Origin of the sequence: Mycobacterium sp. RTGN6, from assembly GCF_033804605.1 — a bacterium.
Classification (GTDB): domain Bacteria; phylum Actinomycetota; class Actinomycetes; order Mycobacteriales; family Mycobacteriaceae; genus Mycobacterium.
Window position 1 is genome coordinate 137,494 of sequence record NZ_JAPZKZ010000003.1, and the last position, 14,314, is coordinate 151,807.

Below are 14,314 nucleotides of genomic sequence, written 5' to 3' on the forward strand. Positions count from 1 at the left end.
CTATGGCAGTATCTCGAACCGTGAGCAGCACCGGTGAGGTCAGCGGCCCGGCGACAGGCCTGGCCAAGGCGATGATGCCCGTCCCCGATCCGCACCCCGACGTCTTCGACATTCAGTGGCCACTGCGCGTCGCCGACGTCGACCGCGAGGCTCGGCTGAAGTTCGACGCCGCGACGCGGCACATTCAGGACATCGGCTCGGACCAGCTGCGCGAGATGGGCTTCGAGGAGACGCACCCGCTTTGGATCGTGCGCCGCACCATGATCGATCTGATCAGGCCGATCGAGTTCAAGGACATGCTGCGCCTGCGCCGCTGGTGTTCGGGAACCTCGAACCGGTGGTGCGAGATGCGGGTGCGAATCGACGGGGTGCGCGGCGGCGGGTTGATGGAGTCCGAGGCATTCTGGATCAACATCAATCGGGAGACGCAGGGCCCCGCCCGCATCTCCGACGACTTCCTCGAGGGACTGCAGCGCACCACCGCCGTCGACCGGCTGAGGTGGAAGGCGTACCTGAAGGCGGGCAGCCGCGATGACGCTGCCGAGATCCGGGCCTACCCAGTCCGGGTCAGCGACATCGACATCTTCGACCACATGAACAATTCTGTGTACTGGAGCGTCGTCGAGGACTACCTCTCCACGCAGCCCGAACTGATGGCCTGGCCGCTGCGCGTCACGATCGAGCACGATCTCCCGGTCGCACTAGGGGACCAGTTGGAGATCATCAGGCACGTGTATCCGGCCGGCTCCACCGACAAGTTCGGCGCAGAGCTCACCGATCGGACTGTTACAACGCTCACATACGCGGTCGGCGACGAGACCAAAGCCGTCGCCAGCATCTTCTCGCTCTGAACCGATCCCGCTAACAGTACGAGCGTACTGACCTGCGAAAACCCGCTACTGGGCGGTAACTTCTGAACCGGTTCAGCTAGTGGTGGTCTTCGCAATCTTCGCAAGTAAACGATTGGCGTTGGCAAAAAATGGCACGGTAATCGACTGGACCTGCAGATATGCAGTGGTGCATGCTCGTAGTAGCACACCAGTGAAGCTGCGCCGACGTTAACAATTCATCCAAGGTCGACGCTCCCGCAGCGACGAACCGAAGGAGCACTGAATGTCCACCGTTGGCACGCCGAAGAGCCCCGAGCAGATCCAGCACGACTGGGACCACAACCCGCGCTGGAAGGGCATCACCCGCACCTACACGCCCAAGGACGTCGTCGCCCTGCAGGGCCACGTCGTCGAGGAGTCGACCCTGGCCCGCCGCGGCGCCGAGGTGCTCTGGGAGCAGCTGCACGACATGGAGTACGTCAACTCGCTTGGCGCGCTGACCGGCAACCAGGCCGTGCAGCAGGTCCGCGCCGGCCTCAAGGCCATCTACCTGTCCGGCTGGCAGGTCGCCGGTGACGCGAACCTGTCCGGCCACACCTACCCCGACCAGAGCCTGTACCCGGCCAACTCGGTGCCGCAGGTGGTCCGCCGGATCAACAATGCGCTGCTGCGCGCCGACCAGATCGCCAAGGTCGAGGGCGACCGGTCGGTCGAGAACTGGCTGGCCCCGATCGTCGCCGACGGTGAGGCGGGCTTCGGTGGCGCGCTGAACGTCTACGAGCTGCAGAAGGCCATGATCGCCGCGGGTGTCGCCGGTTCGCACTGGGAGGACCAGCTGGCGTCGGAGAAGAAGTGCGGCCACCTCGGTGGCAAGGTGCTGATCCCCACGCAGCAGCACATCCGCACGCTGACCTCCGCCCGCCTCGCATCCGACGTCGCCGACGTGCCGACGGTCGTCATCGCCCGTACCGACGCCGAGGCCGCCACGCTGATCACCTCCGACGTGGACGAGCGCGATCAGCCGTTCATCACCGGTGAGCGCACCAAGGAAGGCTTCTACTTCGTCAAGAACGGCCTCGAGCCGTGCATCGCCCGCGCCAAGTCCTACGCGCCGTACTCCGACCTCATCTGGATGGAGACCGGCACCCCGGACCTGGAGCTGGCCAAGAAGTTCGCCGAGGGCGTCAAGAGCGAGTTCCCGGACCAGATGCTGGCCTACAACTGCTCGCCGTCGTTCAACTGGAAGCAGCACCTGGACGACGCGACCATCGCGAAGTTCCAGAACGAGCTCGGCGCGATGGGCTTCAAGTTCCAGTTCATCACCCTCGCGGGCTTCCACGCCCTGAACTACTCGATGTTCGATCTGGCCCACGGTTACGCCCGCAACCAGATGAGCGCCTACGTGGAGCTCCAGGAGCGCGAGTTCGCCGCCGAGGAGCGCGGCTACACCGCGACGAAGCACCAGCGCGAGGTCGGCGCGGGCTACTTCGACCGGATCGCCACCACCGTGGATCCCACCTCGTCGACTACCGCGCTCGCGGGCTCGACCGAAGAGGGCCAGTTCCACTGAGTTGATGAGTTGACAGCGCAGGCCCCGCTCGGGTTTCTTGAGCGGGGCCTGTCGCTATGCAGAGGAGCTTTGAGTGAGCATCGAACGAGTGGGCGTCATCGGCGCCGGGCAAATGGGCGCGGGCATCGCCGAGGTTTCGGCCAAGGCCGGTGCCGACGTTCGCGTCTACGAACCCACCGAGAAGCTCACGGAAGCCGGTCGGAAGCGCATCACTGCGTCGCTGGAACGGGCCGTCAGCAAGGGCAAGCTGGACGCGGCCGAGCGTGACGCCACACTGGCCCGGCTGTCGTTCACCACCACGCTTGCCGATCTCTCCGATCGCCAGCTGGTGATCGAGGCGATCGTCGAGGACGAGGCCGTCAAGGCGAAGGTGTTCGCCGAGCTCGACGAGGTCATCACCGACCCCGACGCCGTGCTGGCGTCGAATACGTCGAGCATTCCGATCATGAAGATCGCTGCGGCGACAAAGAATCCGGGCCGCGTGCTGGGGCTGCACTTCTTCAACCCGGTGCCCGTGCTGCCGCTGGTCGAGTTGGTCAGCACGCTCGTCACCACCGACGAGGCCGCCGCGCGGGTCGAACAGTTCGCCAGCGCCGTGCTCGGCAAGCAGGTGGTTCGCTGCTCGGACCGCTCCGGGTTCGTGGTCAACGCCCTGCTGGTGCCGTACCTGTTGTCGGCCATTCGCATGGCGGAGGCAGGCGTCGCCACGGTCGAGGACATCGACACCGCCGTCGTCGCGGGCCTGTCGCATCCAATGGGGCCGCTGAAGCTATCCGACCTGATCGGACTCGACACGCTGAAGCTGATCGCGGACAAGATGTTCGACGAGTTCAAGGAGCCGCTCTACGGGCCGCCGCCGCTCCTGCAGCGCATGGTCGAAGCGGGTCAGCTAGGCAAGAAGTCGGGCCGGGGCTTCTATTCCTACTGAGTTGCTGCAGCTGCCACTAGTTAAGCTACTTTGCCGCCAGGTAATTAGCTAAGCTACCTATGGTAGGGTCGGGAGGTCCGTGTCCGGGGGACGTGTGGGTCAGAAATTCTGTTGCGCCCCGCCCCCCGGCCGTCCTGATTTTGGACGTCCACGAGGGATAGTTGTCATATGTCACAGGTTGAGTCCGAGCTGTCGCCGTTCTACGAAGAGTCGCAGTCGATCTACGACATTTCGGACGACTTCTTCGCTTTGTTCCTAGGCCCGACCATGGGCTACACCTGTGCCTACTTCGAGCGCGACGACATGACGCTGGAAGAAGCGCAAGTCGCCAAGTTCGATCTCGCGCTCTCGAAGCTCGACCTTTCGCCCGGCATGACGCTGCTCGACATCGGGTGTGGGTGGGGTGGCGCGCTGAAACTGGCCCTGGAGAAGTACGACGTCAACGTCATCGGCATCACGCTGAGCCGTAATCAGTTCGAATACAGTTCCGCGAAGCTGGGAGGCGTTTCGTCGGCGCGCTCGGTGGACGTGCGGCTGCAGGGCTGGGAAGAGTTCGACGAACCGGTCGATCGAATCGTGTCGATCGGCGCGTTCGAGGCGTTCAAGAAGGAACGCTACGGCGCGTTCTTCGACAAGGCGCACCGCATCCTTCCCGACGACGGCCGCATGCTGCTGCACACGATCCTGGCGCACACGCAGAAGTTCTTCCGCGAGAACGGCATCGCCGTGACGATCAGTGATCTGAAGTTCATGCAGTTCATTGGCAAGGAGATCTTCCCGGGTGGCGAGCTCCCGGCCACGGAGGACATCGAGGCGCTGGCGGCGGATTCGGGCTTCACGTTGGCCCGCACCCATCTGCTGCGCCCGCACTACGCCCGCACCCTCGACATGTGGGCAGAGAATCTGGAGCGCAACAAGGCCGAGGCGATCGCCATCACCGACGACGAGGTCTACGACCGCTACATGCGGTATCTGACTGGTTGCGCGGACTTCTTCCGGCGCGGCATCACCAACGTCGGTCAGTTCACCCTGGTCAAGTAGCGTCAGCTACTGGCCAGCCGCTTCTTCTCCGCCTCGACGTCGAAATCAGCTGGCGGCCAAGACAAGTCGAGCCCCTCGAGCGCCTCGATCAGCAGTTCGGTGATCGCCAGCCGTGAATACCACTTCCGGTCGCAGGGTACGACGTGCCACGGCGCGTACTCGGTCGAGGTGCGATCCAGCACCGCCTGGTAGGCCTCCTGGTACTTGGGCCACAGGAGCCGCTCGTCGATGTCGGCTGGGTTGTACTTCCAGTACTTGTCGGGGCGCTCGAGCCGTTCGGCCAGCCGCGCCTTCTGCTCGTCGAGGGAGACGAACATCGCGACCTTGATGATCGTCGTCCCACCGTCGACGAGTTCCTTCTCGAATGCGTTGATCTCGTCGTACCTGGCCCCCCACACCTCGGGCGGCACCAGCTCGTGCACCCGCACGATCAGCACGTCCTCGTAGTGCGAGCGGTCGAACACGCCGATGTGTCCCGCCGTGGGCAGTGCATTGCGGATCCGCCACAGGTAGTGGTGGGCGAGTTCCTCCGCCGTGGGCTTGCCGAAGCTGGTGTAGCGGATACCCTGCGGATTACCCGCTCCCACAACGTGTTTGACGATTCCGCCCTTGCCCGCGGTATCCATGCCCTGCAGCACCAACAGGATCGAGCGCGTGTCGCCCGAGCGGCTGTTGGCGTACAACCTCTCCTGCAGTTCGGCGAACCGCTCGTTGCGCTGCGCCTGCAGATCGGGGGCGTCGCTCTTGGACCCCTTGAACCCGGGGGTGGCGTTGGTCTTGATGTCCGACACCCGCTCGCCCGGCTTGAACTCGAGATGGATGTGCGGTTCGTGCGTCCACAACGACGGCAGCTCGGTGTCACTCATCCGATCAGTCAAGCAGTTGCGGCGGCACCACCGGAGACGGATGCGGCATCGCGTTGAACTTCTCCAGTGAGCCGCCCGCCTCGACGATGCCGCGCAAGGCGTTCCACGACAGCATCGTCAGGTAGTCGATCAAGTCATCCTTGGGCATCCGCGGATTCGACATCCACGAGTGGGTGGACAGTTGCACACCGCCGACGATCATGAACGCCCATGGCTCGGCGCCGTGGGTGTCCATGTCCTCCTGTGCCATCCGGCGGCGCAGCATCACGCCCAGCATGCGCGCGATGATCTGCTCGGAGTCCGCGACCGCCTTGCTCTTGCTCGCCGAGCTGTTCGCCATCACGAATGGGTAGATCTCGGGCTCGGCGGCGACGGTGTCGACGTACACCCGAATGATCTCCCGGGTGAGGGCGTAGCCGTCGAGATTCGATACGAGGGCGGCGGCCATGTTGGGGATCAGCGTGGTCTGCGCGAAACGCATCATCACGGCGGTCGTCAGGTCGTTCTTGTCGACGAAGTAGCGGTAGAGCACCGTCTTGCTGACGCCGATCTCGGCCGCGATCTCGTCCATGCTGACGTTGCTGCCGCGTTGGCGGATGGCCTCTAGGGTGCCGTCGACCAACTCATTGCGCCGGTCGACTTTGTGCTGATGCCAGCGTCGCTTGCGCCCGTCGGTCTTGATGACGCTGGCGGGGGTCTGTTGTGCCACTTTCGTCGTGTCCCGTTCCCTAGTCCCCTTGATAATACGGCCGAACACGCGCGCCGCAGCTCCGGCGGACTGCCGCCGCGCGAACAAGGGATGATGGAGGCGTGTCACACCGACCTTCCGCGCAAGCGCGGCCGAGCCTCGCCGAGTCGTTCGCGGGTGCCGACAGCGTTGCTGACGCCGAACGAGCGCGCGGATTGCGGCGGATGAAACTCGTCGCGCTGAGCTTCCTGCTCGGTGCGACGGTGATCTTCCTGGTGTGTACGTGGGCGCAGTCCCGCGGTGCGGCCGACTGGGTGGGCTACGTGCGCGCGGCCGCTGAAGCGGGCATGGTGGGCGCGCTCGCCGACTGGTTCGCGGTCACCGCGCTGTTCAAGCATCCGCTCGGCATCCCGATCCCGCACACGGCGATCATCAAGCGCAAGAAGGATCAGCTGGGCGAGGGGCTCGGCACCTTCGTCCGCGAGAACTTCATGTCGGCGGAGGTCGTCGAGACCAAGCTGCGCGATGCCGAGGTCGCCGGTCGGATCGGCAAGTGGCTGTCGGAGCGGGCGCACGCGGAGCGAGTGGCCGCGGAGGCGTCGACGGTGCTACAGGTGCTGGTCGAGATGCTGCGCGACGAGGACGTCCAGCAGGTGTTGGACCGGATGATCGTCAAGCGCATCGCCGAACCGCAATGGGGACCGCCGATCGGACGGGTGTTGACCTCGCTGCTGGAGGAGCACCGCCAGGAGGCGCTGCTTCAGCTGCTGGCCGACCGCGCGTTCCAGTGGTCGCTGAACGCCGGCGACACCATCGAGCGGGTCATCGAGCGCGACTCGCCCTCTTGGTCACCGCGCTGGGTCGACAGCCTGATCGGCGACCGCATCCACCGCGAGCTGATGGACTTCACCGACAAGGTGCGCCGCAACCCCGACCACGAACTTCGTCGCTCGGCCACCAAGTTCCTGTTCGAGTTCGCCGACGATCTGCAAAACGACGAGGCAACGGTCGCGCGGGCCGAGAAGGTCAAGGAACAGATCATGGCGCGCGAGGAGGTCGCGAAGGCGGCCGAGACGGCCTGGACCGCCGCCAAGCGCATCCTGCTGGAATCGGTCGAAGACCCGTCGTCGGCCCTGCGGGCGCGGATCGCCGATTCCGTCATTCACATCGGCGAGTCGCTGCGCGACGACTCCGACTTGCGCGACAAGGTCGACAACTGGATCGTCAGGGCGGCCCAACACCTCGTCTCGCAGTATGGGACGGAGATCACAGCGATCATCACCGAAACCATCGAACGCTGGGACGCCGACGAGGCCAGCCGCCGCATCGAATTGCACGTCGGCCGTGACCTGCAGTTCATTCGGATCAACGGCACCGTGGTCGGTTCGCTGGCCGGCCTGATCATCTATTCGATAGCCCAACTACTCTTCTGACCTGCGCTAGCTAGTGCTTGCAAAAGCTAGCACCCCGTCGTACGGTTGATTTCGAAGCCAACCGGTTACTGACGAAAAGGGGGTCATGCATGTCTCAAGACGAGAACCTTGCGGCTGTCGTGACCAACGCCGCTCAGGACATCGGTGGCTTCATCCGGGCGCAGCGCGAAGCTGCGCAAGTCTCGGTGCGGCAACTGGCCGAGAAGGCAGGGGTGAGCAACCCCTACCTCAGCCAGATCGAGCGGGGGCTACGCAAGCCGTCGGCCGATGTGCTGAGCCAGATCGCGAAGGCGCTTCGGCTCTCCGCCGAGGTGCTCTACGTCCGGGCCGGGATTCTCGAGCCCAGCGAGCCCAGTGAGGTTCGGGACGCGGTCATCGCCGACACCGCGATCACCGAGCGGCAGAAGCAGGTGCTGCTCGACATCTACACGTCGTTTGTCGACCAGAACGTCTCCGCAGCCGCCCCGGCGGTGACTTCGGAGGCAGCCGCTCCGGCGGCGACGGTCGACGAAGCGTTGGCCATCGAGACCACCGAGGAGCCCGCCACTGACTGACGACCGCTCCACCGTTGCACCAACCAACACCTGAGAAATCAACGAAGAAATTCACTGAGAAAGGAATCACCATGGCCGAGAAGAACCAGCCGACAATCGAAGACCTGAAGGCCCCGTTGCTTGCCGCCGTCGGAGCCGCCGACCTGGCGCTCGCCACGGTCAACGAGATCGTGCTCACCCTGCGCGAGCGCGCCGAAGAGGCCCGCACCGAGGCCGGCACGCGGGTCGAGGAGCGCCGTGCGCGCCTGACCAAGCTGCAGGAAGAGCTGCCGACCCAGTTCGGCGAGCTGCGCGAAAAGCTGAGCAGCGACGAGCTGCGCAAGGCTGCCGAGGGTTATGCCGACGCCGCCACCGCGCAGTACAACAAGCTCGTCGAGCGTGGCGAGGAGGCGCTCGCGCGCATCCGCAGCACGCCCGCGATCGAAGAGGCCGCGAGCCGCGTCGAGAGCGTGACCGACCAGGCCGTCGAGCTGACGCAGGACGCGCTGGGCACCGTGGCCAGCCAGACCCGCGCCGTCGGTGAGCGCGCCGCCAAGCTGGTTGGCGTCGAGCTGCCGAAGAAGGCCGCGAAGGCCGCCGCACCGGTGAAGAAGGCCGCTGCCAAGGCGCCGGCGAAGAAGGCCCCCGCCAAGAAGGCTCCGGCCAAGAAGGCGCCGGCCAAGAAGGTCACCCAGAAGTAGCTCGACACGAGCTAGTTCGCATAAGGGGACGTACCCCGCATAGGCTTGGAGCGTGCAGCTTCAATACCTTGCGGAGTACGTCCTCTTTGGTATTCACCTCGTCGTCCTCGCCGTGTCGGTCTACGCCCTGATTCACGCCGCGCTTCAGCGCACCGATGCGTATCCGGCGGCGGGCAAGATGACCAAGAACGCGTGGATGGCCATCCTCGGTGGCGCCGTCCTCATCTCGTTCATCACCAACATCATCGGGCTCGGCATCACCGGCGTCGCGATCGCCGCGGTGGCCGCAGGCGTGTACCTCGTCGACGTCCGGCCGAAGGTGCTCGAAGTCCAGGGAAAGTCGCGATAGTCCGTGCGCCGCTTGCTCGTTGCCGTCGCGTGGGCGGTTGGACTGCTGCTGGCCCCCGCCGGGACCGCAGCTGCGAACCCGATCCCAGCGCCGCCGTACGTCGATCACACCGAATGGGTGCACTGGGGTGACCTGTCCAGCCTGCGCGTCTATCCGACGCCTGCGGGCCGCGACGCGTCCGGCCGCCCCGGCGCCGCTGCCGACGAAGCGTGGGCCGAGGTGCTCGCGTCGGCGCCCGACGCCGCCATCCCCGGTATGCGTGAGCAGTTCATGTGCCACTGGAACGGCGCCGAATTCGTCGCACCCGGCAAGACCAGCTGGAACCTCGAGCCGTGGCGGCCCGAGGTCGACGCCACCCAGATGATGGCCGCCGGCTGCAACCCTGGCGGCACCGAAGAACCGTTCTGATGCCGACCTGGACGCGCGACCACGTCGCCGCGCTCGTCGATCACACGCTGCTCAAACCCGAAGCCACCGACGTCGACGTCAGGTTCCTGGTGCAGGAGGCCGAAGACCTCGGCGTGTATGCGGTGTGCGTCTCCCCATCGATGGTCCCCGTGGTGCGGTTGGCCGGCGGGGTGGGCGTCGTCACCGCCACCGTCGTGGGATTCCCTTCAGGCAAACACGTTTCGGCGATCAAGGCGCAAGAGGCCCGGCTCGCGGTCGAATCGGGCGCGGAGGAGGTCGACATGGTCATCGACGTCGGCGCCGCCATCGCCGGTGACGTCGAGGCCGTGCGTGCCGACGTGGCCGCCGTCCGGGAAGCGGTTCCGAACGCGGTGCTCAAGGTGATCGTCGAATCGGCCGCCCTGCTCGACCTCGCCGGGGAGCAGACGCTCGTCGACGTGTGCCGCGCCGCGGCCGACGCGGAAGCCGACTTCGTGAAGACCTCGACGGGGTTTCATCCCGCCGGCGGGGCATCCGTACGCGCCGTCGAGGTGATGGCCGCCGCCGTCGGCCCACTCGTCGGAGTCAAGGCCAGCGGAGGCATCCGGACCGCCACCGACGCCATCGCCATGCTCGACGCGGGTGCGACGAGGCTCGGGCTGTCGGGGACGCGCGCCGTCCTCGACGGGCTCGCGTGACTTCGGCGCGCTAACAGCCCGTGAGCGGGCAAAAGCGCGCCGAAATCGCAGGGAAACGGGGTCAGAGCCCGGCGAAGCAGGGATCCTCTCCGCCCGCCGGAATGGTCGCGTTCTGCGTGGAGAACTTGCTGATGACGCCCGTGTCGGTGACCTCAACGCTGTCGGCGTGGATGCCGAGCGGGTAGTTCTTGGTCAACTGCGAGCTGAACAGGTCGAGCGCGGGCTGCACCGTCTCCCGCGGCAGTGTGAAGCCCAGCCCGGTGAGCTGCTGAACTTCGAGCGAGATGCCGCCGTCGGTGACCCCAGGCTTGGCGATGATGCTGCCGAGGGCGCCCTGGAGTTCGATGGTGCCGTCCGACGGGTTCGCCGTCACTCCGGTGACGAAGCTGCCGATGAGCGGGATCGAGTTCTGGATCGTCTGCTTGATGCCCTCAGCGGACCAGGTGATGGTGGCGTCCAACGACCCGATGGTGCCGTTGGAGTTGCCGTTTTTCGAGATCCGGACGTCGTCGATCTCGATCTCGGCCTTCATGCCCTTGGCATCGCGAATCTGGTTGCCGGCGGTGGTGATTGAGATGTTGCCGTAGTGCTTCGTCAAGTGCTGAATGAGGAACGGGCTGGCGCCGAAGGAGGCCGACGCACTGTCCTGCACGACGCACGCCGTCGCCGCTGCCACCACTTCGTTGGCGCGGTGGCGGGCGTAGAGCTCGGCGCCGACGAGCCCCGCGACGGCCAGGGCCAGCACGATGACGACGACAAGCACGATCGACAGCGGGTCGCGGAAGAGGCGCTTGACGAACGAACCCTTGGCGGGCGGCGGGCCGTCACCGCCACCAGGCGCGGCCGGGGGAATCTGCTCCGGCGTCGCGCGCGGCGCCTGCTGGGTCGTCGGCTCGGAGCCCTGGGGGAACTGCAGGGTCGCCGGATCCGGGTACTGCCCGCGCTGCGGGAGTTGCTGCGTCGGGGGGTCGCCGGCCGGGGGCGGTGGCGTGGGCGGCTGGTGCGGCGGGCGAGCCCAGGGATCGGTCACCCCAGCGATTGTGCCCTACCGGATTGGGCGAACACGGTGCGGTTGCGCAGCACGGCGATGCTGTCACGTGCGGGGTCGACGGTGTCGAGGTCGAGGTCGGCGATGAGCAGCTCCGGGTCAGAGCCTGCCGCGGCCCACACCTCGCCGGTGGGGGAGCTCACCAGAGAGCCGCCGACGCCCGTCGGGCCGACGGCGGCGAGCTCCTCGCCGGGGTAGGGCTGGTCGACCGCCGCGACGATGCTGGTGGAGTCGAGTGCGCGGGCTCTGGCCAGCAGTGTCCACTGCTCGAGCTTTCCCGGTCCGGATGCGAACGATGCGTGCACCGTGATGACCTGGGCTCCGCGCTCGGCCAGCTCGACGTAGAGCTCGGGGAAGCGGATGTCATAGCAGGTGGTCAAGCCGACGGCGACACCGTCGACCGTGATGATCACGGGTTCGGAACCCGGTGCGACGGTGCGTGATTCGGTGAATCCGAAGGCGTCGTAGAGGTGGATCTTGTGATAGTGCGCTTCGACTCCCGGACCTGTGGCGATCAGCGTGTTGGTGACGCGGCCGTCGTCGCTCGGGCAGAACATGCCCGCTACCACCACCACGCCGAAGCGCGCCGCGATGGCGCGCACGCCCGTGGCCCACGGTCCGTCGAGCGGCTCGGCGATGGGCTCGAGTGGAACCCCGAAGCGGCACATCGTCGCCTCGGGGAACAGCACCAGGCGCGCGCCCGCGTCGGCGGCCCTGCGGGTGAAGTCCTCGACCAGCCCGAGGTTGGCGGTCGGGTCGGCGCTGGAGGTCAACTGCGCGAGGGCAATCCGCATGCCCAAAAGCCTACTGCGGTGCGACGAAGTCCCACGGGACGGAGAGCACGCCGTCGCGCATCCTCCGCCGGGGCGGCTCGACGGGGACGCCGTCCGCAGCGAGCAGTTGGAGCATCGCCCGCCAGCGCACCCGCGGGCCGAAGACACCGTGTCCGGCGGCGCTGGCCCAGGCCCGGTCGGCGGCGCTGAGCAACCGGTGAATGCGCTGACCGGGCACGTTGTGGTGGATCAGCACCTTGGGTAGCCGCTCGGCGAGGTCCGACGGGCGCTCGATGGCGAACGGATCGCACGCCAGCACCAGGCTGATCGGGCCGTGCTGGTCCAGTACCACCCAGCAGCAGTGCCTGCCCAGTTCGTCGCACGTGCCGTCGATGATCAGCCCGCCGGGCGCCAATCGGGCCTGCATCAGCGCCCAGGCGTTGGCCACGTCGTCGACGTGATACTGCCGCAGCACGTTGAACGCGCGCACCAGAACCGGTGCCAAACCGGCCAATTCGAAACCGCCGAGCGCGAATTCGACGTCGGGCGGCGCGGCGGATCGTGCGGTCGCGACCCGTTCGGGATGGATCTCGAGACCCACCACGCGGATGTCCGGGCGCACCGAGCGCAGCCGTGCCGACAGTTCCAGCGTCGTGACCGGCAGTGCGCCGTAGCCGAGGTCGACGACGACGGGGTCGGCGGCGGCCAGTAGCGCTGAGCGCACGCGTGGGGCGTGTACCAACCAGCGATCGCTGCGGCGCAACCGGTTGTACCCCGTGGTGCCACGCGTTAGCTGGCCCACGGGACTACCCATGGCCAGGCATTTTAGTGGCCAAGCGGGCGATCGCCGCGATCCACGCCGAGGGTGTGCGGTTACGGGTTGTCCAGCATCCATTCGGTGGTGAAGCGTTGCTCGGCGATCAGCAGGTCGACCAGCTGGTTGCCGATGAAGTTCTCGACCTTGCCCCCGACCAGCGGGATGCGCACCTCCACGGTGGCCTTGAACTGCAGCCGGGCCCCGTTGCCCTCCGGAGTCAGCACAGCGCTGCCGTCCAGGGTCGCAGGAGCACCGGTAATGGACCCCTTGACCACCGCGGACGCCTGCCCGTCGATGACCGGGCCCCAGGTTTCCTCGCGGACGAAACTCAAGTCACCGTGGTGGAACTGGGTCACCACACCGGGCAGTCGATCAGCCCTCAGCGTTTGCGTCGTCACGACGTCCACGCCCCCGTCGGCGGTGGCCTCCATCGCATCCAGCGTCGTCTTGTCCGCCCCGGAACCCGCCAGCCGCGCCAGCCAGTACCGCTCATCGCTGAATGCCCGGTAGACCTGTTCGACAGAGCCCTCGTACTCGGCTGCCATGTCGAAGGAACGCGGCATAGTCATTCACGCTACCGTTACCGCCCGTGGTCGGATCGGATATGGGGGACGCGGCGGTCCAGGAGTCGGTCCCGCTCGCGCCGCTGACCACCCTGCGCATCGGACCCGTCGCGCGCAGGCTGATCACCTGCGACAGCACCGAACAAGTCGTGGCCGCGCTGCGTGCGCTTCCCTTCGGCGATCCCACCGACGTACTGGTGCTGGCGGGCGGCTCCAACGTCGTGATCGCCGACGACCTGACGGATCTCACCGTGGTCCTGCTGGCCAACACCGAGATCACCGTCGACGGACACGTACTGCGTGCCGAGGCCGGGGCGCTGTGGGACGACGTGGTCGTCACCGCTCTGGCGTACGGGCTCGGTGGGTTGGAGTGCCTGTCCGGGATTCCCGGCTCTGCGGGCGCGACGCCCGTGCAGAACGTCGGCGCGTACGGCGCCGAGGTGGCCGACACCATCAGCCGGGTCCGACTGCTCGACCGGCGCACGGGCGAGGACCGCTGGGCCGCTCCCGACGAGTTGGGCTTCGGCTACCGGCACAGCGTGCTGAGACACTCCGATGCCGCGGTGGTGCTCGAGGTCGAATTCGCCCTCGACGCAACGGGACTCAGTGCACCGGTGCGCTATGGCGAGCTGAGCCGGGCGCTCGGCGTCGAGCCAGGTGACCGGGCGGATCCAAACCGGGTGCGCGAGACCGTGCTCAAGCTGCGGGCGGGCAAGGGCATGGTGCTCGACGCAGGCGACCACGACACGTGGAGCGTTGGGTCGTTCTTCACCAATCCCGTCGTCGCGCCCGAGGTGCTGGAGCGGCTGCGCGCCCGCCACGCGGACGTGCCCAACTACCCGGCTCCGGACGGCGTGAAGCTGGCCGCGGGCTGGCTAGTGGAGCGCGCAGGGTTCGCCAAGGGCTTCCCTGGTGATGGGGCTTCGGCCCGGTTGTCGACCAAGCATGCGCTGGCTGTGACCAATCGAGGCGAAGCGACAACCGCAGACGTATTGGCCCTGGCCAGGACGGTGCGCGACGGGGTCCGCGAGGTGTTCGGGATCGAACTCACCCCCGAACCAATTCTGATTGGCTGCCGTCTCTAGGTAC

17 protein-coding genes are annotated in these 14,314 nt (G+C 66.7%); 11 read left to right on the top strand and 6 right to left on the bottom strand.

Going from position 1 to position 14,314, the window contains the following annotated elements; all coding sequences use genetic code 11:
• Positions 1 to 71 precede the first annotated feature (71 nt).
• The 4 genes from SLQ33_RS08685 (at position 72) to SLQ33_RS08700 (ending at position 4,369) form a co-directional block, all read left to right on the top strand.
• Positions 72 to 851, top strand: coding sequence for an acyl-[acyl-carrier-protein] thioesterase (locus SLQ33_RS08685; protein WP_319453821.1), 780 nt, complete (start codon positions 72 to 74; stop codon positions 849 to 851).
• Positions 852 to 1,113: 262 nt separating this feature from the next.
• Positions 1,114 to 2,400, top strand: a complete 1,287-nt coding sequence (gene aceA, locus SLQ33_RS08690) for an isocitrate lyase (protein ID WP_319453421.1) — start codon at positions 1,114 to 1,116, stop codon at positions 2,398 to 2,400.
• 73 nt (positions 2,401 to 2,473) lie between these two features.
• Entirely contained in the window at positions 2,474 to 3,328 is an 855-nt protein-coding gene (locus SLQ33_RS08695; protein WP_319453422.1) for a 3-hydroxybutyryl-CoA dehydrogenase, read from the top strand.
• Between the two features lie 168 nt (positions 3,329 to 3,496).
• On the top strand, positions 3,497 to 4,369 hold the full coding sequence (locus tag SLQ33_RS08700) for a cyclopropane mycolic acid synthase family methyltransferase (protein WP_319453423.1): 873 nt from the start codon (positions 3,497 to 3,499) through the stop codon (positions 4,367 to 4,369).
• Between the two features lie 2 nt (positions 4,370 to 4,371).
• On the opposite strand, the gene SLQ33_RS08705 is transcribed toward SLQ33_RS08700, so the two are convergent.
• Positions 4,372 to 5,235: a polyphosphate kinase 2 family protein gene (locus tag SLQ33_RS08705; protein WP_319453424.1), complete on the bottom strand. Its 864-nt coding sequence runs from the start codon at positions 5,233 to 5,235 to the stop codon at positions 4,372 to 4,374.
• A 4-nt stretch (positions 5,236 to 5,239) separates the two neighbouring features.
• A complete protein-coding gene (locus tag SLQ33_RS08710; RefSeq protein WP_319453425.1) occupies positions 5,240 to 5,944 on the bottom strand; it encodes a TetR/AcrR family transcriptional regulator in 705 nt (234 codons plus the stop codon).
• 101 nt (positions 5,945 to 6,045) lie between these two features.
• On the opposite strand from SLQ33_RS08710, the gene SLQ33_RS08715 reads away from it, so the two are divergent.
• The 6 genes from SLQ33_RS08715 to deoC all read left to right on the top strand — a co-directional run bounded on the left by SLQ33_RS08715 (position 6,046) and on the right by deoC (position 10,024).
• Complete coding sequence (locus SLQ33_RS08715; protein WP_319453426.1) at positions 6,046 to 7,356, top strand: DUF445 domain-containing protein; 1,311 nt, start codon at positions 6,046 to 6,048, stop codon at positions 7,354 to 7,356.
• Between the two features lie 89 nt (positions 7,357 to 7,445).
• The gene (locus tag SLQ33_RS08720; protein WP_319453427.1) at positions 7,446 to 7,910 is read left to right on the top strand and encodes a helix-turn-helix transcriptional regulator; all 465 of its coding nucleotides are present in this window, start codon (positions 7,446 to 7,448) and stop codon (positions 7,908 to 7,910) included.
• 71 nt (positions 7,911 to 7,981) lie between these two features.
• On the top strand, positions 7,982 to 8,590 hold the full coding sequence (locus SLQ33_RS33590; RefSeq protein ID WP_413467613.1) for a heparin-binding hemagglutinin: 609 nt from the start codon (positions 7,982 to 7,984) through the stop codon (positions 8,588 to 8,590).
• A gap of 52 nt (positions 8,591 to 8,642) precedes the next feature.
• On the top strand, positions 8,643 to 8,939 hold the full coding sequence (locus tag SLQ33_RS08730) for a DUF2516 family protein (protein WP_319453428.1): 297 nt from the start codon (positions 8,643 to 8,645) through the stop codon (positions 8,937 to 8,939).
• A gap of 3 nt (positions 8,940 to 8,942) precedes the next feature.
• Positions 8,943 to 9,347 carry a DUF2599 domain-containing protein gene (locus SLQ33_RS08735; RefSeq protein ID WP_319453429.1) on the top strand — a complete coding sequence of 135 codons (405 nt, stop codon included), beginning with the start codon at positions 8,943 to 8,945 and terminating at the stop codon, positions 9,345 to 9,347.
• Entirely contained in the window at positions 9,347 to 10,024 is a 678-nt protein-coding gene (gene deoC, locus SLQ33_RS08740; RefSeq protein WP_319453430.1) for a deoxyribose-phosphate aldolase, read from the top strand. Before SLQ33_RS08735 ends, deoC begins: the two co-directional genes overlap by 1 nt.
• Positions 10,025 to 10,085: 61 nt before the next feature.
• Here deoC and SLQ33_RS08745 read toward each other — a convergent pair whose 3' ends face one another.
• From SLQ33_RS08745 to SLQ33_RS08760, 4 genes are read right to left on the bottom strand one after another with little or no spacing between them, the layout of a single operon-like run.
• On the bottom strand, positions 10,086 to 11,054 hold the full coding sequence (locus SLQ33_RS08745; RefSeq protein ID WP_319453431.1) for a DUF2993 domain-containing protein: 969 nt from the start codon (positions 11,052 to 11,054) through the stop codon (positions 10,086 to 10,088).
• Entirely contained in the window at positions 11,051 to 11,866 is an 816-nt protein-coding gene (locus SLQ33_RS08750) for a carbon-nitrogen hydrolase family protein (RefSeq protein ID WP_319453432.1), read from the bottom strand. Before SLQ33_RS08750 ends, SLQ33_RS08745 begins: the two co-directional genes overlap by 4 nt.
• A gap of 10 nt (positions 11,867 to 11,876) precedes the next feature.
• Entirely contained in the window at positions 11,877 to 12,659 is a 783-nt protein-coding gene (locus SLQ33_RS08755) for a class I SAM-dependent methyltransferase (RefSeq protein WP_319453433.1), read from the bottom strand.
• 59 nt (positions 12,660 to 12,718) lie between these two features.
• Complete coding sequence (locus SLQ33_RS08760) at positions 12,719 to 13,225, bottom strand: DUF2505 domain-containing protein (protein WP_319453434.1); 507 nt, start codon at positions 13,223 to 13,225, stop codon at positions 12,719 to 12,721.
• Positions 13,226 to 13,266: 41 nt separating this feature from the next.
• Here SLQ33_RS08760 and SLQ33_RS08765 point away from each other — a divergent pair, with 41 nt between their 5' ends.
• Positions 13,267 to 14,310, top strand: coding sequence for a UDP-N-acetylmuramate dehydrogenase (locus tag SLQ33_RS08765; protein WP_413467627.1), 1,044 nt, complete (start codon positions 13,267 to 13,269; stop codon positions 14,308 to 14,310).
• Positions 14,311 to 14,314: the final 4 nt, after the last annotated feature.